Origin of the sequence: Pyrobaculum calidifontis JCM 11548, assembly GCF_000015805.1 — an archaeon.
GTDB classification, from domain to species: Archaea; Thermoproteota; Thermoprotei; order Thermoproteales; family Thermoproteaceae; genus Pyrobaculum; species Pyrobaculum calidifontis.
The window spans coordinates 944,059-963,106 of the sequence record NC_009073.1 but is presented as its reverse complement, the minus strand read 5'-3'; the positions used below and the strand labels follow the sequence as shown (position 1 = coordinate 963,106).

At 57.3% G+C, this 19,048-nt stretch carries 24 protein-coding genes and 1 tRNA gene; 19 read left to right on the top strand and 6 right to left on the bottom strand.

Annotated features, from left to right (window positions below; all coding sequences use genetic code 11):
- Positions 1 to 6: 6 nt before the first annotated feature.
- Together PCAL_RS05455 and PCAL_RS05450 are read left to right on the top strand one after the other, a co-directional pair.
- Complete coding sequence (locus PCAL_RS05455; RefSeq protein ID WP_011849708.1) at positions 7 to 717, top strand: TatD family hydrolase; 711 nt, start codon at positions 7 to 9, stop codon at positions 715 to 717.
- A complete protein-coding gene (locus PCAL_RS05450) occupies positions 699 to 1,535 on the top strand; it encodes a metallophosphoesterase family protein (RefSeq protein ID WP_011849707.1) in 837 nt (278 codons plus the stop codon). Before PCAL_RS05455 ends, PCAL_RS05450 begins: the two co-directional genes overlap by 19 nt.
- Here the strand turns inward: PCAL_RS05450 and PCAL_RS05445 are convergent.
- Genes PCAL_RS05445 through dcd form a run of 3 tightly spaced genes read right to left on the bottom strand, consistent with a single transcriptional unit; the run spans position 1,524 to position 4,046 of the window.
- Positions 1,524 to 2,888 (bottom strand): hypothetical protein, encoded by a 1,365-nt coding sequence (locus PCAL_RS05445; protein WP_011849706.1) that lies wholly within the window; start codon positions 2,886 to 2,888, stop codon positions 1,524 to 1,526. The two genes, PCAL_RS05450 and PCAL_RS05445, sit on opposite strands and share 12 nt — an antisense overlap.
- Complete coding sequence (locus PCAL_RS11590) at positions 2,885 to 3,457, bottom strand: hypothetical protein (RefSeq protein ID WP_011849705.1); 573 nt, start codon at positions 3,455 to 3,457, stop codon at positions 2,885 to 2,887. The genes PCAL_RS05445 and PCAL_RS11590 overlap by 4 nt, the downstream gene beginning before the upstream one ends.
- A 58-nt stretch (positions 3,458 to 3,515) precedes the next feature.
- Positions 3,516 to 4,046, bottom strand: coding sequence for a dCTP deaminase (gene dcd, locus PCAL_RS05435; protein WP_011849704.1), 531 nt, complete (start codon positions 4,044 to 4,046; stop codon positions 3,516 to 3,518).
- 100 nt (positions 4,047 to 4,146) lie between these two features.
- On the opposite strand from dcd, the gene PCAL_RS05430 reads away from it, so the two are divergent.
- Complete coding sequence (locus tag PCAL_RS05430; RefSeq protein ID WP_011849703.1) at positions 4,147 to 4,647, top strand: hypothetical protein; 501 nt, start codon at positions 4,147 to 4,149, stop codon at positions 4,645 to 4,647.
- Here the strand turns inward: PCAL_RS05430 and PCAL_RS05425 are convergent.
- Positions 4,644 to 4,916 (bottom strand): MoaD/ThiS family protein, encoded by a 273-nt coding sequence (locus tag PCAL_RS05425; protein WP_011849702.1) that lies wholly within the window; start codon positions 4,914 to 4,916, stop codon positions 4,644 to 4,646. The two genes, PCAL_RS05430 and PCAL_RS05425, sit on opposite strands and share 4 nt — an antisense overlap.
- A 26-nt stretch (positions 4,917 to 4,942) precedes the next feature.
- Here PCAL_RS05425 and PCAL_RS05420 point away from each other — a divergent pair, with 26 nt between their 5' ends.
- The 5 genes from PCAL_RS05420 to PCAL_RS05400 all read left to right on the top strand — a co-directional run bounded on the left by PCAL_RS05420 (position 4,943) and on the right by PCAL_RS05400 (position 8,019).
- Positions 4,943 to 5,404 carry an MGMT family protein gene (locus tag PCAL_RS05420; protein ID WP_011849701.1) on the top strand — a complete coding sequence of 154 codons (462 nt, stop codon included), beginning with the start codon at positions 4,943 to 4,945 and terminating at the stop codon, positions 5,402 to 5,404.
- An 88-nt stretch (positions 5,405 to 5,492) separates the two neighbouring features.
- Positions 5,493 to 5,720, top strand: a complete 228-nt coding sequence (locus tag PCAL_RS05415; protein ID WP_193322942.1) for a ferredoxin — start codon at positions 5,493 to 5,495, stop codon at positions 5,718 to 5,720.
- Entirely contained in the window at positions 5,721 to 6,359 is a 639-nt protein-coding gene (locus tag PCAL_RS05410) for an HAD family hydrolase (protein ID WP_011849699.1), read from the top strand.
- A 77-nt stretch (positions 6,360 to 6,436) separates the two neighbouring features.
- On the top strand, positions 6,437 to 7,330 hold the full coding sequence (locus PCAL_RS05405; protein ID WP_011849698.1) for a phosphate signaling complex PhoU family protein: 894 nt from the start codon (positions 6,437 to 6,439) through the stop codon (positions 7,328 to 7,330).
- Entirely contained in the window at positions 7,327 to 8,019 is a 693-nt protein-coding gene (locus tag PCAL_RS05400) for a DUF1614 domain-containing protein (protein ID WP_011849697.1), read from the top strand. Before PCAL_RS05405 ends, PCAL_RS05400 begins: the two co-directional genes overlap by 4 nt.
- A 225-nt stretch (positions 8,020 to 8,244) precedes the next feature.
- On the opposite strand, the gene ribC is transcribed toward PCAL_RS05400, so the two are convergent.
- Positions 8,245 to 8,703, bottom strand: coding sequence for a riboflavin synthase (gene ribC / locus PCAL_RS05395; protein WP_011849696.1), 459 nt, complete (start codon positions 8,701 to 8,703; stop codon positions 8,245 to 8,247).
- 46 nt (positions 8,704 to 8,749) lie between these two features.
- On the opposite strand from ribC, the gene PCAL_RS05390 reads away from it, so the two are divergent.
- The 6 genes from PCAL_RS05390 (at position 8,750) to PCAL_RS05365 (ending at position 11,774) form a co-directional block, all read left to right on the top strand.
- Positions 8,750 to 9,118 carry a CopG family ribbon-helix-helix protein gene (locus PCAL_RS05390; RefSeq protein ID WP_011849695.1) on the top strand — a complete coding sequence of 123 codons (369 nt, stop codon included), beginning with the start codon at positions 8,750 to 8,752 and terminating at the stop codon, positions 9,116 to 9,118.
- The gene (locus PCAL_RS05385) at positions 9,115 to 9,489 is read left to right on the top strand and encodes a M67 family metallopeptidase (protein ID WP_011849694.1); all 375 of its coding nucleotides are present in this window, start codon (positions 9,115 to 9,117) and stop codon (positions 9,487 to 9,489) included. Before PCAL_RS05390 ends, PCAL_RS05385 begins: the two co-directional genes overlap by 4 nt.
- Positions 9,486 to 10,454 carry a M24 family metallopeptidase gene (locus PCAL_RS05380; protein ID WP_011849693.1) on the top strand — a complete coding sequence of 323 codons (969 nt, stop codon included), beginning with the start codon at positions 9,486 to 9,488 and terminating at the stop codon, positions 10,452 to 10,454. Before PCAL_RS05385 ends, PCAL_RS05380 begins: the two co-directional genes overlap by 4 nt.
- 396 nt (positions 10,455 to 10,850) lie before the next feature.
- Complete coding sequence (locus PCAL_RS05375) at positions 10,851 to 11,066, top strand: hypothetical protein (RefSeq protein WP_193322941.1); 216 nt, start codon at positions 10,851 to 10,853, stop codon at positions 11,064 to 11,066.
- On the top strand, positions 11,056 to 11,556 hold the full coding sequence (locus PCAL_RS05370) for a hypothetical protein (protein WP_011849691.1): 501 nt from the start codon (positions 11,056 to 11,058) through the stop codon (positions 11,554 to 11,556). The genes PCAL_RS05375 and PCAL_RS05370 overlap by 11 nt, the downstream gene beginning before the upstream one ends.
- Positions 11,553 to 11,774, top strand: coding sequence for a hypothetical protein (locus PCAL_RS05365; RefSeq protein WP_011849690.1), 222 nt, complete (start codon positions 11,553 to 11,555; stop codon positions 11,772 to 11,774). The genes PCAL_RS05370 and PCAL_RS05365 overlap by 4 nt, the downstream gene beginning before the upstream one ends.
- 234 nt (positions 11,775 to 12,008) lie before the next feature.
- Here PCAL_RS05365 and PCAL_RS05360 read toward each other — a convergent pair.
- Positions 12,009 to 12,106 (bottom strand) — tRNA-Ser (locus tag PCAL_RS05360).
- 199 nt (positions 12,107 to 12,305) lie between these two features.
- Here PCAL_RS05360 and PCAL_RS05355 point away from each other — a divergent pair.
- The 5 genes from PCAL_RS05355 to PCAL_RS05335 all read left to right on the top strand — a co-directional run bounded on the left by PCAL_RS05355 (position 12,306) and on the right by PCAL_RS05335 (position 19,037).
- A complete protein-coding gene (locus tag PCAL_RS05355; RefSeq protein ID WP_193322940.1) occupies positions 12,306 to 13,481 on the top strand; it encodes an ABC transporter permease in 1,176 nt (391 codons plus the stop codon).
- 165 nt (positions 13,482 to 13,646) lie between these two features.
- On the top strand, positions 13,647 to 16,013 hold the full coding sequence (locus tag PCAL_RS05350) for a COG1361 S-layer family protein (RefSeq protein ID WP_011849688.1): 2,367 nt from the start codon (positions 13,647 to 13,649) through the stop codon (positions 16,011 to 16,013).
- On the top strand, positions 16,006 to 17,427 hold the full coding sequence (locus PCAL_RS05345; RefSeq protein ID WP_011849687.1) for an MFS transporter: 1,422 nt from the start codon (positions 16,006 to 16,008) through the stop codon (positions 17,425 to 17,427). Before PCAL_RS05350 ends, PCAL_RS05345 begins: the two co-directional genes overlap by 8 nt.
- On the top strand, positions 17,414 to 18,526 hold the full coding sequence (locus PCAL_RS05340; protein ID WP_011849686.1) for an MFS transporter: 1,113 nt from the start codon (positions 17,414 to 17,416) through the stop codon (positions 18,524 to 18,526). Before PCAL_RS05345 ends, PCAL_RS05340 begins: the two co-directional genes overlap by 14 nt.
- 37 nt (positions 18,527 to 18,563) lie before the next feature.
- Positions 18,564 to 19,037, top strand: a complete 474-nt coding sequence (locus PCAL_RS05335) for a hypothetical protein (protein WP_011849685.1) — start codon at positions 18,564 to 18,566, stop codon at positions 19,035 to 19,037.
- Positions 19,038 to 19,048: the final 11 nt, after the last annotated feature.

Below are 19,048 nucleotides of genomic sequence, written 5' to 3'. Positions count from 1 at the left end.
TAACACGTGTTCGACAACCACATACACTGCCACGAGTTACCGGCTGAGGAGTTGGAGGAGTACAGGCGGGAGTGGACGCTGGTATGCGTCTCAGACGACTTAGCCACTTCTAAAAAGACACTGGAGATGGAGGGCGTGGTGAGGTGTCTAGGGATACATCCCTGGCAAGTGGAAAAGGCAGAGCCCGGGGACTTGTCCACAGTGCTTAAGCTCCTGGAGAGGCGGGAGGTCCCCTGCGTGGGAGAGGTGGGGTTAGACAAGAGGTTTGTCCCCCACAGCTTTGACAAACAGAGGGAGTACTTCAGAGCCTTCCTACGCGCGGCTCGCGAGCTAGACCTAGTGGTCAACGTCCACGCCCCAGACGCGTGGGCCGACGTGGTGGAGGAGCTTAGACGCTCCGACGTGGATAGAGCGCTAATCCACTGGTACACTGGCCCCCTACACCTTTTGGACACTATAAGGGACCTGGGGTACTACATCTCAATAAACCCAGCCGTGACCATTCAGAAAAAGCACCAAGAGGTCGCGGCAGCTGCGGACAGGAGGATTGTCCTTGTGGAAAGCGACGGGCCCTACGAGTATAGGGGGCTGAGACTCGTGCCCCCGCTGATCGAGAAGACTGTGGAGAAGATGGCGGAGCTCTGGTCCACCACGCCCGAGTACGTGAGAGAGATCGTCGAGGAGAACGCCAAGAGGCTATGGCGGAGGCTTTGGTAGACCTCTTGGCCAAAGTCCGCGAAAGGAGCAGGGGGCTTTTGTTGCGGCTTGAGGGAAGGTACACCGTCGTGGGGGATCTCCATGGGGACTACGCCACGCTTCAAAGGGTATTAAACGAGTGGCCGCCCCCGTACCTATTCCTCGGCGACTATGTAGACAGAGGCGACAAGGGGCTTGAGGTAGTTGAAGAGGTCTTCCGCCTACTCCTAGAGGGAAAGGCAGCGGTGCTGAGGGGGAACCACGAGTCGCCTGCCATGAACGTGGACGGGGGGTTCCTCGACGAGTTATGTGAGAAGTTGGGCAGGGGATGCGGCGCGGTGTACAAGGAGTTTGAAAAAACCTTCGCCGCGCTCCCCTTAGCGGCCGTGGTAAACGGCAAAGTGGTGGCGCTACACGGCGGCATACCGCTCGGCGAAAACATGAGGCCAGCCCCGCTCAACCGCTTGGCTACGCTGGAGGGAGATTTAACAATCCCAGGGGACCCCCTGGCGTTTCAAATCCTCTGGAATGACCCATGCAACTGCGACGACTATCTCCCAAGCCCCAGAGGGCCCGGGGCTTGGCTATTCGGCAGAGAGATTACAAAGACGTTCCACGCGTTGCACAACACCAGAGTAGTGGTGCGGGGACACACCTACGTCTCGGCGGGGTGCGCCACCCACCACGGAGGCTCGGTGGTGACTGTGTTCAGCTCCACCGCAGGCCCCTACAGGAAGACAAAGCCTAAAATAGCCGTCGTCAGCGACGGCGTAGAGGTATTTGACCTATATACAAAAAGCCGGGCCGCCTGCCCAGAGGACGTGGACCTACTGCTGTGAGCCCCTCTTTAGAGGCCCCACTAGGCCAGCGGCGCCTATGGCAAATCCGACGAATAGTAGGATCAGTCCCACATCCATGGGCACCAGCGCCGCCTTTTTCACCTCCTGCGACTTCTCGGCTATGGTGGCAACGAGCTCCAATGAGACGCCCTTTTTAGCCCCCGCGAATATGGGAGACAGCTCATAGACAAAGGCCCCGGCCAATGCAACAAGAGCCCCAATGACGAATATCCACATGGACTTTCTCGCGAAGCCCCTGAGGCCGTCTGCATACAGCAGAAACGTGGTGTACGCGAAAATCAGCGCCAACATGTGCCAATGCGCCACGTTGTAGGCGATTTCGTCTTCAAGAGGCCACACTACCCTGACCACGTCTCTCAGTTGCATTGTAACAAGAGGACCCGTCAAAGTCACAAAAACTACTGTGAGTACAGGAGATAGAAATATGCCAAACTTCACTGGGTCTTTCCACCCGCCGCCCCGTAGCTGTTTAAGCAAGTACAGCCAGAGGAAGAGGAGAGATATGTGCAGAGGCCCTATGCCGAAGAAGATTATCTGATGCGCAATGGGCCTTAACGGGGCCACCACTGAGACGCCCACAAGCGTGATCAAAGAGCCCACCGCGGCGAATATCAACGCCCACTTGTACATTCTGCCGCTTGCCCTCACCCACTTAAAGCCTATCAGCATGAGCGCGGCTCCCCACAGCGCCACTGCGCCATGGGCATGCCCCGTGGCCACTAACTGCAGGGTAGTCGCCGCGGGCCCTAGCCCCCTGTACTCAAGAGTTGAGTGGTGTTCTAACAACACCGCCTTTACCCCCTCGTCGAAGCCGAAGTGCGAGGCATATACGCCGCCAAACACGATGGAAAGAACTAGGCTGAGGCCAGTTATGAAAAAGGCGGCTTTCTCTAGCGCGTTCTCTCTCCAGTTAATCCTAAGCGGCGACATGGCGTATAACAGGACCACCGCCGCCGTAAACATCAACGACAGGCCAATTATCCATAAGGCGTGTATCAACGGAGACCTCCAGAAGTAGGCAAAGATGAGGCCAGAGGGTATTGAAAGCGCCCAGCCAGCCGTCACCAGCTTAGAAATAGTCGGCTTGAGGGAGTGGTCCATGTCTACATACCTAAGCGCGAGGTAGGCCAAGGCAGACGTGACGACCACAGCCGCGACGTGGTATGCCATTATTGCCCTAGCCTCAAAATCCTCAAAGGTGTCCTTAGCCTGGCCTAGAGACAAGATGGCCTTTTTGACCGGCAAAGTCTCGGCTAATGGGCCAGAGAGCGTCGCAAGAAAGGCGATGGTGAAAAAGGTAACGACTAGTAACGCCTTTTCCTCCCTCGTCATTGTTTCTTACCCAGCAAAGCCCCAAGCCCCATGAAGACCACTGTCCCAAGAAGCACGTAGGGGAGTATTGCCAGCACAAGCTCCAGCGGCAAGAGAGGCCTCCCCGCGGCTATTGTGGCAAGAGCCACGCCGCCCACCCCGATGAGCAATGCGCCAACTGAGACAAGAGAGAAGTAGGGCGGCGCAACTTTTTTGACCACAGCGTATATGGGCAGTGCCAGTAGTATTAGACCTGCCACTGGGTGAAAGACCATGACTGTCTGTCTAACCGCCGCAATTGCCGCGATGCCCACTACGACGAAGATGAGGTACAACTTCCAATACCTAGGCAACGCCACGTACACGACCCCCAGCGACATTAGGAGTGGGGGCAAGGCGCCTAAGATGGGGACCACGGCTAGGCCCAGGGCCTCGTAGCCTACGGCGGCTAATACGAGCGATAACACCCCTAAGACTAGCAAGCCTATGGAAAAACAGATGTCGCATAAATCCCTCTTTTTGACCCCCCTAAGTCCCAGATAGCCGCCTAGCGCGAGCCCAATTAAGCCGGACACCCAGAGAGCCGGCATGTGTATATAGTGTCGGCAACCACTTAAGCCTTTAGGTTAACCTCATTAACTAAAACTATTAACACTCTCCCTTGAGGCCCTTGGGCGGGGTGACCCCTCTCTGTCCTTGGTAGGCGCCGCGGTAGGCGGCGCGCCCCTCGGCCTTTATTAGCACTAGGTGGAGGAAGCGCATCCCCCTCTTGAGCACAATGGTGTTTGGGCTATTGTTCACCACCTCGATGGTTATATTGCCCTCGAACCCTACGTCTACCACGGTCGGCGGTATAGAGAGGCCGTAGCGGGCGAGAGTGGAGCGGAGGTTTGCCAAGCCGGCCACGTCCTCGGGCATTTTCACGTACTCCTCAGTCGTCAGAAGCACGAAGTTCCGCGGCGGTATAACCACCTCGTCTGCCTTAACCACGCGGAAGAGCGGCTTAGCGTCGTCTAAGTCGCACGGCCTAACCACAGCCCCCTCGTAGGCGTATATGGCGTACTCTCCGCCGATGCGGAGGTCGAGGCCATTCTCTCTCACCGCGTCGGGGTAGAGGGGGTCTACCTTCAGTTTGCCCAAGGAGATGAGCTTTTTCAACTCGTCGTTTGACAGTATCATAAACTCATGCGCCACCACGTTTTTAAGAGACGCCGCGTTATGTAAGTATACTTGCACATCCTGCGCATTAGGCTTATATTCCGGCGCCGCGAAATGTGCAATGAACATAGGAGATCTTATAAATGAGACGAGCCGCTACCTCAGCCACCCCGTCTTCGGCGGCTGGGTGTGGTTCATGATAATTGCGCTGGCCCTCGCGTTTATAGCCTCGCTACCCCCCAGGAGGCCTCTGTCCGGGTGGGTGGGTGACTTCTTCATAAGGTGGGGCCTCGCAGGAATTCTCGTGTGGTTTGTGATAAACGGCATATGGGCGATAAGAGAGGTGCTCAACATGAGACTGATAATACCCTTCTCGCCGCTGGAGGCGTACCTGGAGTACGCCACTGTGTGGAGCGCCGTCTTGACGGGCATGGCCACGTTCCTCTTCTTCGGCTCCACTCTACTGCTGAGGGCCATCTTCGCAAAGGAGGAGTGGCCAAAGGGCCTGGTCTACTACAGACAAGAGGTCGTAATTGCAAGCCCCGAGGCGGCCGCAGATGAGAAAGCTACGCAGAAAATCCCCGCCGTAGTTGTCGACAATAGAAAAAAGAAGAGAGACTAGCCCGGGTGTATATACGCCAGGATAAGCACAACGTCGTCTTTTTCAACCCTGGTCGCAAGCCCTGACAAGAGCCTAATGTCCACGTCATTCACGGCGATGTATATATCGGGCCGCAGTCTGCCCCCAGGTTCCACCACACGCTCATACAGTCTCTTAGACACTGACGCCAAATTTTCCAAGACCTCTCTCACAGTGGCCCCCTCTACCTCGAACTCAGATCTGCCCCCCGCAAGCGCCACGAGGACTCCGGCCAGTTTTACGCGCGGCACTTTTTAGAATGGGCAGAAATTTTTACGTGCTCTGCGCCTCCTACGGACCCGTAGCCGTTGGATTCGACGGTGAGAGACTGTACGTAAATCCGCGGTGTACCAGCTGGACAACTCTGGAGAGACTTGTCAACGCCGTGCCAATCGAGAAGGCGGACAAGAGGCTCTTGTACCTGCTAAGCGTGCCGAGGGGGGCCGTGACCACCTACAGCCTATACGCCGAGGCCGTTGGCGTAAGCCCCAGGCAGGTGGGCCGCCTCATGGCGTCAAACCCCTACCCAGTCCTCCTCCCCTGCCACAGAGTAGTGTACAACAACGGCGGGCTCGGGGGCTACTCAGGCGGCGGCGTAGAGGTGAAGAGAGCGCTGTTAGAATACGAGGGCGCCCTCTGCGGCGGCAAACCGTGTAGAATCGTGAAACCCCACGACGTAGACGACGTTGTGTCCGCCGTTATGAAAAGCCTGGGGCTGTCAACCACTTCGCCGACCTAGGTCCTGGAAGAGCTTCCCGTTACCTGCAGGGCTCGGAGCCTCCACAGTTGCGTGATGAAGAGATAAATAGGGGAGACGCGTGGGCCTTGTGCCTGTGCGAGTCAAGATTGATAGAGAGAGGTGTGTAGTTGCCCACTTCTGTTTCTTCTATGCGGCGACAGTGTTTATCCCAGGGGAGGGGGGAAAGCCGGTTATTTCGCCCGAGTACGCCGTCAACGGCGTCTCAGAGGGCGTGGTGCCAGACGAGTTGTACGAGCAAGTTAAAGAGGCTGAGAGGCACTGCCCCTCTAGGGCAATTAAGGTGTACCGGGAGTAGATGCCCAGCGCCCCTGCCTATAAGGCGGTAATATTAGACGTCGACGGCGTCGTGACCCCGTTTACCTCTGCCTGGCAGAGGCTACACGCGGTATTTGGAGTGGACGCAGGGTTGAACAGGAAGTTGTACAAACTCGGCCTAATCGACTACTACGAGTGGGCACTCTTAGACGTACTGCTCTGGCGCGGCGCCCCGCGGAGGTTTGTAGAAGCCCGCTTCCAGACCACCCGCGGCTTAGACACCTTATGTAATACGTTGAAAGAAGCGGGCGTATATGCCGTAGCCATATCGGCCGGGGTCGGCTACACAAGGGCTGTCTCGCACTGCTTCCACTTCTACGTGGTAAACGACCTCATATACAAAGACGGAGAGGTGGCCACAGTGGCTGTCTCTGTGAGCGACAGAAACAAGGCGGAGATAGCCGAGGCTATATTGGATCTGCTTGGGCTTAGGTGGGAGGAGGCCGTGGCCGTGGGCGACGGCGAGGCTGACTTGCCCATGTTTAAGAAGGCCGGCTACTCCATCGCATTCAACCCAGTGAACGAGGAAGTGGCCAGGGCCGCCAAGGCAGTGATTCGCGCCGAGACGCTCTACCCCCTTGCTAAGTTTTTAAAGGCGCTCCTAGATACTGCCAGGTGATGACCACATCCGATGTCGATTGGTGACAAAGCCGTCCCAGTCTGATACAGTAATATATATTACACCTAGGGTATAACGTGGAGCTCCGGAGGTTGATCAGGGTTGGAGAGAGGTCGCTCGGCATAACTATTCCAAAGGAGTGGGCCGAGGCGCATGGGCTAGGCGTGGGATCCCCCCTGAGAGTGTTCATAGACAAGGACAAGATTACTATCTTACCAGCAACGGAGGACAAAGGCGCTAAACGCATCAAGCTGACGGGAGACGACGTAGAAAAGCTCGTGAGAGACATAATCGCATACTACATAGAGGGGGTAGAGGAGGTGGAGATAGCCACGAGGCAGGTCTCCTCCGTTGTGACAAAGGTGGAGGGGAAGCTCCCAGGAGTCGTCCTCATGGAGGTGGGCGGCGTGTTAAAGCTGAAGATCGTCACGCGGGAGGACGTGGACATAGACGAGGCCATCCGCAGCATGTACACCACTGTAGACGCCATGTTCACCCTATTTATACAGATGTTGAGCAAAGGCGAGAAGGGAATCGCCGAGGAGATCTTGAAGTTGGACGACCAGTTAGACAAGCTTTACTTCTTCTCGCTGAGGACAATAAAGAAGAACATAATCCAGAGGCCGGAACACTACGTAGACTACGTAATAGTAGTCAAAAACTTGGAACACGTGGGAGACGCCATAGACCGGGCCACGAACTACTACCTAAAAAACGGCGTTGGATGCGTCGAAGAAGTCTTAGACATATTCAAAAAGGTTCACAAATATCTGCAAGACGCCTTCGACGCCTTTTACGCCACAGACGCAGAGAAGGCCCTAGGCGTGTTGCTACGGCGGGCCGCGTTGGAGAAGGAGACTGTGAAGCTGACGTGCCCCGAGGCCACTCCCGTCATGCACGAGGCCGCCTCCGTAGTGGGATTCGCCGCCGACATCGCCGAGGCGGCGTATTCAAAAGCCGTTAGAAAATGAAGATAGTAATCGCACTGCCTTTCTACGGCCCGCTAGGCATCTTCTACGCACTACTCGCCGTGCTGATGATGCCCTTCTTCGCCGCCTCTTTCGCCAAAGTGCTGTCATCTGTCGGCGTCCATCCCATTGCGGCGGTTGTCCTGGCCCTCTCCATCACGTTTCTAAGCTTGCTCACAAGCCCCATAAACGTCGTCGTGTACACGGCGTCTAGACGCCACTACGTCCCAGTGGTAGACACAGTGGTCGTGTTTGGAATACCCTTTCCTGTGCCCCGCGTGGCTGTGCATGAGGAGAAGTCATACGTCGCTGTGAACGTGGGCGGCGCAGTCATACCACTCGCCGTTGCCACATATCTCTTCGCCAAGGCTCCCAGCGCGGCTCTCCTGGCGTCAATAGCCGTGGCCTCCCTCTTGGTCAACGCAGTGAGCAGAGTGGTGAGGGGGGTGGGCGTCGTCACGCCTGCGTTTGCCCCTCCCCTCATCGCGGTGCTCTCGGCGCTTATAGCTGGCGGAGGGCCCGTGGCCACGTACGTAACGGCCGTATATGGGACAATAATAGGGGCAGATCTGTTGAACATGGGGAAAGTGCTTAGGGATATGCCGCCGCTTGTGTCAATTGGAGGCGCCGGGGTCTTTGACGGCATATTTCTAAGCGGGGCGCTGGCGGTAGCGCTCTCAGCACTGCTGTAAAGAGAAGGCGGACCACGGCAACCTGCGGCGGGGCGTGGGGGGCGTGCGCAGTTGCCGTAGCCGCCGTTCTAAAACTCGTGGAGCTTTAAATAGGTTTCTCTAGAAATATAAAAATGAAAATCTTGCGAGACATATACTATGCATAATTATATATAAATCTATGGTAAGCGGACTACTCCCTTTACTTTTACTTAGGCGCTTTATATAATTTGTTTCTTATACGCTTTATACAATTTCACCTGCGTGTGGATACCCCTGCCTAAGCCCCTTCCCGGCGTACGGGGACAAGTCGCCCCTCAGAAGCTGGTATAGGTTCCACACATGCTTCTTCGTCCTATCCACAGCTATTTCCCTCAGCCGCTTCTCGTCGCCGCCTGCCTCGTCCTCGTGAACTGTGACGTCTAGCACCAAGACGCCCGTCTGTATCTGCAACTGCATAAGGCCTATAGAGGTGGCCAAGTAGCTGTACTTGTCGGTCTGAGTGGGCCCCACCCAGCCCAGCACAATAACCGCGTCGCACCCCTCTTTTATCAGCTTGAGGGCGCCCCAGACCGTGTTCTTAATCCCGGGCACGGTGAGACGCTTAACTACTGCGTCGGGCATTAGGTTGCGCAACTCATCCACCGCAAGCGACCCCATGTCGATGCGGGCGAAGGTGGTGTCTACGACGCCTATACACGCCACGTGGAGCCCAGGGGTTGAGTATATATACGTGTACCCCACTCTATGTGTGAAACGCTTTGGCGTGTCTCTGCCGAAGGAGGTGGCCGAGGCCGTTGAGAGCATAGCGGCAGAGCTCGGCGTGACGCGTAGCGAGGTCGTGGCAAACGCGGTGCAGGCCTATTTAGAGTCTAGGCGGGGACACGCAGAGCCGTCTCACCAATGCCTAGGCGTCTTAATGGCGTTGTCCAACAGCTTCTCCGACTTAAGCGACGTGGTGGAGAGGCACAAGGAGGCCATCTTGGCGTATACCCACCTCCACGTAGAAGGGAAGTGTCTAACAATCTTCGTGGTGAGAGGCGATGGGCCTCAAGTGGAGAGGCTCTCCATGGAGGTGTCCAAGAGGAGCCACACGGCGCGGTACGTGCCGCTGGTGTGAAAATCCCAAGGGCCTTCCTAGAGGAGGCCATGGCGAGGTGCACCCCCGGGGCCGAATGTGCCGCGTTGCTGTTCGGCAGAGGAGACGTTGTGGAGGCTTGGCGGTGGATGCGCAATGTGTTAAACAGCCCAGCGGCGTTTAGGCTCGACGCAGAGGAGATGTACAAGGCCTTGGCTGAGGCCGAGGGGGCGGGGAGAGAGCTCGTGGCGATCTTTCACACGCATCCAGGGCCCCCGGATCCCAGCCCCTTGGACGTGAGGTACATGGCCGTGTGGCGCGTCGTGTGGCTCATAGCCAACGTGTACACTTGGGAGACCGCCGCGTGGATCCTCAAAAGCGGCGTAGAGCTAGTGCCCGTTGAGTACATATGATCGTCGCGACTACCACTGTGAATTTTGCATACCTGTCGGGGGTCTGGCTTGAGACGTACGAGAGGTTCAAGGCCGCGGTAAAGTGCGGCGACTATACGGCGTACGTCGTCCCAGCGCTAGATGCGGAGAGGGTAAGGGGTAATGTCTTCTCCTATAGAGACGGGGAGGACCCCGCCGAGGCGTTGAGGGCAGCCGCCTCTCCCTGTGACAGCGGCGAAGTGTACATAGACGGCGGCACCACGCTGTTGCACTTCGAGGTGGTCAAACGCGCATTTCCACGCGCCACATTTAAACTTGCGGATGAGCTGTTCAAGAAGTGGAGAGCTGTGAAGAAAGAAGACGAGGTGGCGAAGATTAGAGAGGCGGCGAGGCGCATACGCAGAGTCCTCGACGCGTTGGAGCTGGCCCAAGACGCCACAGAGAGGCAGACTGCGGCGAGGATATACCTCGCCCTATACGAGGCGGGGCTACGCCCCGGCCCCATCCTCGTCCAATTCGGCTCCAACACAGCGCTCCCCCACCAAGAGCCCACGGAGAAGAAGCTACGGCGCGGCGACGCGGTGGTAATAGACGTCTCAGCCGCCTACGAGGGGTACTACGCCGACTTGACGAACTCCTTCTTCTACGGCGAGCCCCCCAGAAAGTACCTAGAGGTGTACCAGACCGTGGAGAAGGCCCAGGCCAAGGCCATTAAGGCGGCTGCGCCAGTAGTGCGGGCCTCTGAAGTAGACAAGGCGGCTAGGTCCACCATAGAGGCGGCGGGCTACGGCCCCTACTTTATACACAGGACCGGACACGGGCTCGGCCTCGAAATCCACGAGGCGCCAGACATATCCCCCAGCTCGCAAGACGTGCTAGAAAGAGGCATGGTGTTCACCATCGAGCCCGGCATTTACATCCCCCACGCCTTCGGGGTAAGGCTCGAAGTAGACATACACTTGGGAGAAAAGGCGGAAATTCTGTAGCTCTGCTTCCTTCACCTATTGACGCTACAGGAAATAAGCGGCGGCGACCCGGGACCGACGACGCCCCCGGGCGGCGCCCGCCTCGGCGTCTCTCCCCCCGGCGCCCCAGCGAACGCGCCAGCTGCGGGTTAGGCGTGCTCCCTCCCGGACCTCCGCCGGTTCCCCGCATGCCCGGCTTGACTCGGCCCTACGGCCGAGCTAGCCGGGGACTGGCGCCCCGCTGGACCGGGGCTCCTCGGTAAGCCTGGGCGGAACGCCGCAGGAGGCGCCGCCCGGCCCCGGTTTCGGGCCCCCAAGCCTGGGTCCGCCCATCGGCGGAGCGCGGCCGGCGCGCCGCGCAGCCCCCCGCCGCATGTACATACGCGCAGGTTTATAAAACTTGACGTGGTGTACTACGTGGAGGAGCTTCTGGCAAGGGAGGAGGAGGCGAGGCGGATACGTAGAGAGAGCGCCGACTGGGAGTTCATAAACTCGCTACCCCCAAGGCAGAGGGCGGCGCTTGTGTACTACATAGAGACCGGGGACTTATATGTGGCCTCTCGAATCGCTGGCATGTCCATGGAGGAGTTCAACGAACTGCGGATAAGGGCGAAAATTCCACATGTCAACTGAGGCCATCGCAGATGCGTCGTTTATAATAGATTGGGCCCGCTACTCGCGCCGGGACCTCCTGTTCAAAGTATTTGACGTGGTCTGGATTCCGGAACCTGTTCTCGGCGAGCTGAGGTCTGAAAGGAGCGTCATGTGGGTGGCAGAAAAGCTTGCGGCAGGCGTCATGGCGCTCTTCCCAGAGCTCCCAAACTACAGAGACGAGGCACTGCGGCTCATGGAGATGAGCGGGAGGTACCCTGTTAGGCGCCTCGACTACCCCGAGGCGTACTGCATAGCAGTAGCAGGCGATAGGGGATACACGGTCTTATCAGAGAACGGTGCGGCATACGCCGCGCAGTTCCTCTACGCGAGGGCACGCGTGTGGAGGGCGCTGGAGGTATTAATAGAGCTTGAGAAAAGGGGCTTCATAGACAAGAGCGAAATATACAGATACGAAGAGGAGACAAAGCATAAATTCCCGAGACGCGACCTACAGATGTTGGGCCTATGACGCTCCCCCAGTGGTACATTGAGCGCGAAGAGGAGGCCAGAAAAATGCGCAGAGAAAGCGCCGACTGGGAGTTCATAAACTCGCTACCCCCAAGGCAGAGGGCCGCCGTGATGCTGTTCATAGAGCTGGGCGCCTTGAGGCTGGCCCAGAGAATATCCGGCCTACCCCTCGAGGACTTCATAGAACTCCTAAGAAGGGCGGGGGTCTGGATCCCCTAGCCCTTCTTCACATCGCAGAGCAGATGCAACGACTCAGCTCTAGACACGTATTCCGAAACTGCGACGACCACAAACACGCAGAGACACAGATGTAAAGTCTCAGAACTGACTTGTAAAGCACAGCAGACGCTAAATCTACTGGGCCCTTGGCTAAGTTCATAGCATGGTACAAAAGTAAAGATATCAGAGGATCATCGCTTCCCTGGCCATAACCCGAGGGTAGAGGATTTGACACGCCGGGGGTGGGATTTGAACCCACGCCCCCTGAACGGGGACGGGATATCTCGTATACATCTCCAGTCCCGCGCCTTGGGCCGCTCGGCCACCCCGGCGCCTCTATCTGTGCGAGTGTTTTTAAGTTTTGTCTCGCCAGCCCTGGCTACTCCTCTCGTCGGTGTGTTTTCATCGCTGGCACAACAATGCGACTATTATAACCCCTCGCTCCCAGCGCTGTCTTAATGACCTAGATCGTCTAGACCCGGCACAGAATCAGTTATAGAAATGAATTTAAGTGATTACAAAGTGTTGTTTATGCTTTTTGAACTGTTGCGGCTGTCATGGAAGGCTTTGTGGGAGCGTAGGGGGAGGACTATAGGGGCCATCGTGGGCGTCGTCATTGCGTTTACTGCGCTTAGCTTTTCGCTTCTGTTGACGCAAACGATGAAGGAGGCCGTGGCTGAGTTTTTTGAGAAAAACTTTGGCCTCAACATAGTCATGTTAGTCGGCTCGCTTTTCACCGACGCAGACGTGGCGTCCTTGTCCTCCATAGAGGGGGTAGAGGCGGTGGTCCCCATGGTGGCGTACAGGGGCCGTGTCAGAGTGCCCGGCAGTGGGGAGTTCATTGCGGCGAACGTGTACGCCATAAACCCGGCAGATGTCCCCCGGGTTATACCGCAAGCGGCGCTACACGACGGTCAGCTCTTTGTGGGACAGGGCTTCGCCTTGGCGGGGTACTATATCGCATACGACAGATCCACAGGTGAGCAGAGGGTGGGCCCCGGCTCCATTATTTCGCTCGACTTAGAGAAGAAGGCTGTGAGCCTGGTGGTGGCTGGGGTGCTGGCCGTGGGGAGCATAGGCTTCTTCAGCACTGCCACTGGGGTGGTTATTGACTTAAGCGAGTATCGACGGCTCACAGGCTTTGAGAAGTACAACGTGTTGGTGGTGGTTGCTAGGGACTCCTCCCTTGTTGATGACATTATCAGCGAGGTGAGGGCCAGGTTTCCGACCGCCGAGATCCTATCGCCCCAGGTTATACTCAAGTCGATCAACGCCTTTTTGACAGGTTTTCAAGCGTTTCTCGGCCTAGTGGCTGGGGTCAGCACTGTTATCACAGCGCTTTGGCTGTACGACACCATGAGCATAAGCGTCTTGCAGAGGACTAGGGAGATCGGCATTATGAGGGCTGTGGGGTTCAAGAGGAGGCACATAACCCTCATGTTCCTCGGCGAGGCGTTCATAATAGCCGCAATAGGCGTGGCCATTGGCTCTGTACTCCTCGTGCCGCTGTCCGACATAGACCTGTCTACGTTATTTAACGCTGGGCCCGATATGTCATTTCTCCCACCAGGCACGAGGCTGATAATCGACCCGACCGCAGTAGCCGCAGCCGTCATGGTGGTAGTTGCTGTCAACCTCATTGGCGCCTTGGCGCCGGCAATACGGGCAAGCAGAATAAGGCTAGTAGAGGCACTGAAATATGAGTGACGATTGCAACTTTTTGTCGTGCCTCTTAGCCTATTAGTGAGGCGCGACAGGTAGACAACGCTCTTGCTCATCAGCCCTGGCCACTTCGTTCATCTCTCTCCTTGGTGTGTCTTCATCACTGGCGCACCGTTTTAAAGTATTTATAACCCCTTCACCGCGCCTCTTATGTCTTCGATATATCGGGTCCTTCCGCTCGTGGCGCTGGCGGCCCTCGTGTTTGCGCAGTCGGCGCCTCAAGCCCCTATTAGCGTGTCCGTGTCGTACTCCCCGCCCTATGTCTACCCCGGCTCTGTGCTCCAGCTGTACATCACAGTGTTTTCGCCGCAGAGCCTCACCTATGTCTACGTCGACGTGGATTCCCCCTTCAAGGTCCTCACGGGGACGACGATGCAGATCCCCAAGTTGGCGGCTAACACGCCCACCACTCTCACGGCGGTTGTGCAAGTCCCCCTAGACGCCAAGCCGGGAAGCTACAGGGTGAAGGTCACGGCGTATACTCTGTTCACGTCCGCCGAGGCCTCCGTGGACTTTGAAGTGCTACCTTTCGACTTCTCCTCGCTAATCGTGGCGGTTCCCAGTAGCTATGTGGCTGGGCAACCTGCGCAACTCCCGGTGCTTGTGATAAACCCCACCTTGGACTTCTTGAAGGTGAACATCAACGCGACGGGGGGCGTGGTAGAGAACTACCTAAACCGCTCAACCGCCTGCGATGTCACTGTGGCGCCGAGGGGAAATGCCACGTGTTTTATAGTGTTTAAAGTGGCTGGCGGTGCCAGGCCCGGCTTTTACGACGTTACGCTGTCAGCACAGTTGAGGAGTCTGTCTGGATACGCGGGCTCTGTAAGCGTTAAAAAAGTCGTTCAACTCCCCGTGGTCAGCGCCCCCGATGTAAATATCGTAGCAACCCCGGCCCAGCCGCCTGTGGCTGGCACGCCCACTGTGTTGACCCTATACGTGACGCCGGGGAGCGCTGGCGTTCTTCAGAACGTGACGGTGAGAGTGGTCGACGGGGAGGGAGTAAGAGTGCTTTCCGGGGGGTTCGCCGTGGCGCCCATGCTCACGCAACTGCAATTGCCTGTACAAGTGGTGTTTTACAGGTATGGCAACGTCCCCCTGCCTGTGGAGATCTGCCTCTACTCTGGCACATGTATTACGAGACTCGTCTCAGTGTACGTGCCAACTCCCAAGATAGTAGTCAACGCAGTGTTCAACCCGCCGAGGGGGTACCCTGACTCTATTGTGCAAGCCACCTTTATCGCCGCCTCTAACTACACTGCCTCCGACGTGATCGTAGAGGTGCATGCGCCCTTTAAGCTCATCTCGCTTACTCCCACGCGGATCCCATTCCTCACTCCGCAAAGCCCCGCCACTATAACTGCGGCGTTTGAAATACCGCCTTCCACAAGGCCGGGGCTTTACCCAGTCGCTATAAGGGTGGGGAATGCCAACTACACCTTCTACTACGAGGTTAAGCCGCAGGAATTTACTGTGTCTATGGCGTTCAACCCGCCGATCTCCTACCCCGGCGGGCTAGTTACTGGGACGGCGACGGTTGTCTCGCCGTTTACTGCGTCTAACTTGACCATCCGAATTTCGACTCCGCTTAAGCCCCTCTGCAACGCAGAGGTTAATGTGCCAGTGCTACCTCAGGGCCAGCCGTTTACTATCCCATGCGTCTTTCAAATCCCAGAGGATGCACAGCCGGGAGAGTACCCGGTGTCCGTGGCCGTGGGCGACGCCAACTACACCTTTTACTTAACCGTTGGCGCGCCGTCTGTGGCTGTGCAAAACGTCTTGGCAACGCCGCCGAGGGTTTTAAAGGGCATGCCCGTTGTCCAAGTGGCCGTGCAGTTGATAAACACTGGGCCTGTGGCCGCCAGGGGCGTGGTTGTACAACTGTTAAACGGCACGGTGGGGCCGCGGGAGTTTAGAATCGACTACCTGCCGCCGGGATCCCCCACCACGCTCACCTTCCTCCTCGACGCCTCAAAGCTACAGCCCGGCCTCTACAGCGCCGTTGTCGACGTCAAGTGGAACGGCGGCGAGGCCCGCGGGAGCGGGAGCTTTGAGGTAGTGGAAAAGTCTACGTTTAAGGTTGAGTACGCGGTATTAAACGCCCAACCGGGGTCCACGGCCACTCTCCTGCTCAACTTAACCAACGTGGGGCCCTACGAGGCTAAGAACGTGAGACTCCTCATGACGCCCTCCCAAGTGTTTGAGCCCCACGCCTCCAACATAGCTGACGTTGCCACCGCCACTTCGAGAGTCATCGGCGACTTGGAACCCGGCTCCTCTGCCTCCACAGCGTTTTTGCTCGACGTGTCTGACAAAGCGGCGCCGGGGAGGTACTACATAACCTTCGTAGTGACGTGGAATCAGACCAACGCGTTTGGCCCCGCGGTTCAGTACATCACTGTGCCAGTGGAGGTCAGAGGCGGCCTCGACCTCTTCGTAGTAGTGCCAGCAGCCCTCACCGTCGTTTTAATCCTAGTCGGAGTCGCCATGGCTCTGAGGAGGAGGCGCCGTGGATAACTACGACGTAAAATACGCGTGGAGAGTAACGCCAATTTTGGGATCGGTGGCTCTACTCGTGATGTACACAGAGGCGATGCTAATGCCGAGTCTGCCGAAGATACAGTCGGAGTTCAACGTAACTCCCGCAGACGTCTCCTGGGTCTTAACCATATACCTCATAGTGGGCACCATAAGCGCGGCGCTCTTCGGAAGCTTGGGAGACATCTACGGCAAGAAGAAGATTTTGTCCATCATAATTTCGCTGTACGCCGCCGCGGTAACGTTCACAGGCTACGCCCCCACGTTTGAAACTCTCCTAGTGGCTAGGGCAGTACAAGGCTTGGGCATGGCCATGTTCCCACTGGCCTTTTCCCTCATAAGAGAGCAGTTCCCTCCGCAACTTGTCCCCACCGCCCAAGGCGTCATAAGCGCCATGTTTGGCGCAGGCATTATAATAGCGCTGCCGACCGGGGCATACATTGCGCAGAACTTCGGCTGGAGAGCTACATACCACACGGCGACGCCCTTGGCCGTGTTTTTGGCAATGGTAATCTGGATCTACGTAAGAGAAGGCGCGTACAAAACTCCGAGGAAAATAGACTACCTGGGGATCTCCCTCTTTGGAACTGCCGCAGCTTCAATGCTTCTGGCCATCTCCAAGGGCCCAGACTGGGGGTGGACCTCCCCCAGAGTTATTACACTGTTTCTACTTTCCGTAGTTGCGTGGGCCGTTTTTACCCTGCGCCAGTTGACCGCAGACGAGCCGTTTCTCCCGAGGGACATATTGAATAGGAACGTCGTGGCCAGTACTATTGCAATTATGATAGTGGCCTACGCCTTTCAAATGAACTCTCAAAACTTGACGTACCTCTTCCAAATGCCTCCTCCATACGGGTACGGACTCACGGTGTTGCAGACAGGGCTCTACATGCTTCCAATAGCCGCCGTACAGATAGTCGTGGCGCCGCTCTCGGGGAGACTTGTGTGGAGACTTGGCGCAAAGGCCGTGGCAGTAGCCGGCGTAGTCTTCGCAGTGGTGGGCTACCAACTGGCGGTCAGCCACTTATACAGCGGAGTGTGGACACTCATAGGATACTTGACAATCGCGTTTACGGGCCTAGCTCTCTTAAACGTCTCACTGATAAACCTGCTCACATTCTCAGTGCCCAGACACAGGCTGGGCTCAGCCACGGGGCTCAACACAGTCTTCAGAAACTTCGGCTCCGCCATCGCCCCCTCCGTGGCTGGAAGCGTTTTGACAAACTACAGCACGTATATAGCGTTTAACACGCCCATGGGGCCCATGTACTTTTCTGTGCCCTCTAAAGACGCATACGTAATAAACATCGACATAGCCACCGCCATGTTTTTAATCACGCTAGTACCAATACTTTTATCCAAAGAAGTTTTGGGAAGGGGTGGAGGGACTTAACATCCGCCTCATATTGCTCCTGGGCCTAGTGTCCCTTTTTGCAGACTGGCTTTACGAGGGTATGCGCGCCGCGGCGCCGCAGTATTTGGCATACCTCGGCGCCTCGGCCGCCTTCGTCGGCTTTGTGTTTGGGCTGGGCGATGCGTTGGGATATGCGGCGCGGTTTGTAACAGGCCCTCTCGCCGACAAGAGAGGCGGCTACTGGCTCGAGACTTTCCTAGGCTATGGGCTACAAGTGGGAGCAGTGGCAGGGCTAGTATTCGCCAGAGATGTGTGGCACGTAGCCGCGCTTATTTTCCTAGAGCGGTTCAGCAAGGCGCTTAGGACCCCCGCCCGCGATGTTATTATCGCGTCCGCCGGAGGCAAAGGGGCGAGGGGGAAGGCGTTTGGGATACACGCCGCGCTCGACCAAATAGGCGCAGTGGCCGGCGCGGTCACCGCAACCACATTGCTCTACCTCGGCCACACGCCTAGGGACGTCTTCGCCGCAGTCCTAATACCAGGCGTCGCCGCCCTGGCAATGTTGTACCTGGCGTATAAGGTGGGCAACGTGAAGCCGTCTAGGAGAGCCCCGACGCGGGGGGAGTTGGCCAACGCGTTGGCATTTGGAGCCGCGCAATTCTTCCTAGGCCTCTCGCTGGTCCACATATCGCTCTTCATGTACAAGACCGCCGACGTGGCCTGGGTCGCCTCTCTCCTCTACTTAGTGGCCATGGTGGCAGAGATCCCGCTCTCAGTGGCGCTGGGGCACCTCTACGACCGCTCCAGCCGCATGGTCTACGCCGGGCCGCTTCTGGCGGCGCTACTAGCCCTCTGCTTTATCCAAGGCGGCGCCTACTACTTCGTGGGCGCAGTGCTCTACGCCTCTCTAACAGCCTACGCCGACATAGTGGCTAAGGCATATGCCTCCAAGCTCGGCGGCGCTACGTCGCTGGGAGTCGTAAACTCGCTGTGGGGGCTGGGGCTCATGCTCGGTGGAGTCTTGTACGGATACTGGCTCGACGTAGGTCAAGAGACCTACATAGTGGCCATGGCCCTACTCTCCTCAACAACCTCGCTAGCGATCCTCAGATTTCTCCACAGCCGTATTCACCTCTAGTGAGTTTTGTTTATATTCCGCGGCAGATAGGTAGGCCATGAAGAAGGTGCTGATAGCGATAGGTGTGGCGCTGGCACTGGCCGCGGCTGTGTACGCAGCTGGGTGGCACGCCAGTGGAGCCAAGGCGAAGTGGAACACCGTCAATGCTACTAAGGTAAATTGGTGCGGCAACTCTACTGCGTGGCATCCGCCGGCCGCGTGGGGGCACGGCGGGCGGGCTACCGCGCATGGGATGCCAATTGCATGGGGGCGCGGCAAAATACACGGCGGTCTGGCTAACGCCACTCTCTACGTCTCCACTCGGCAGGTGACTATCTCGGGGGACGGCATATCTGCACAGTTGACCGTAGACGTTGTGAATAAGAATGCGACGTCTACTGCCGGCCGAGTGGTCTACGGCACGGGCATGGTGACGCTGGGCGGCGCGACGTACAACGCCAAGACTGTGTACGGCGTCGTTGGGAACAACGCGGCGCGCTTGACCATATACACGGGAGACGCCATACGATAGTGGACTTACTC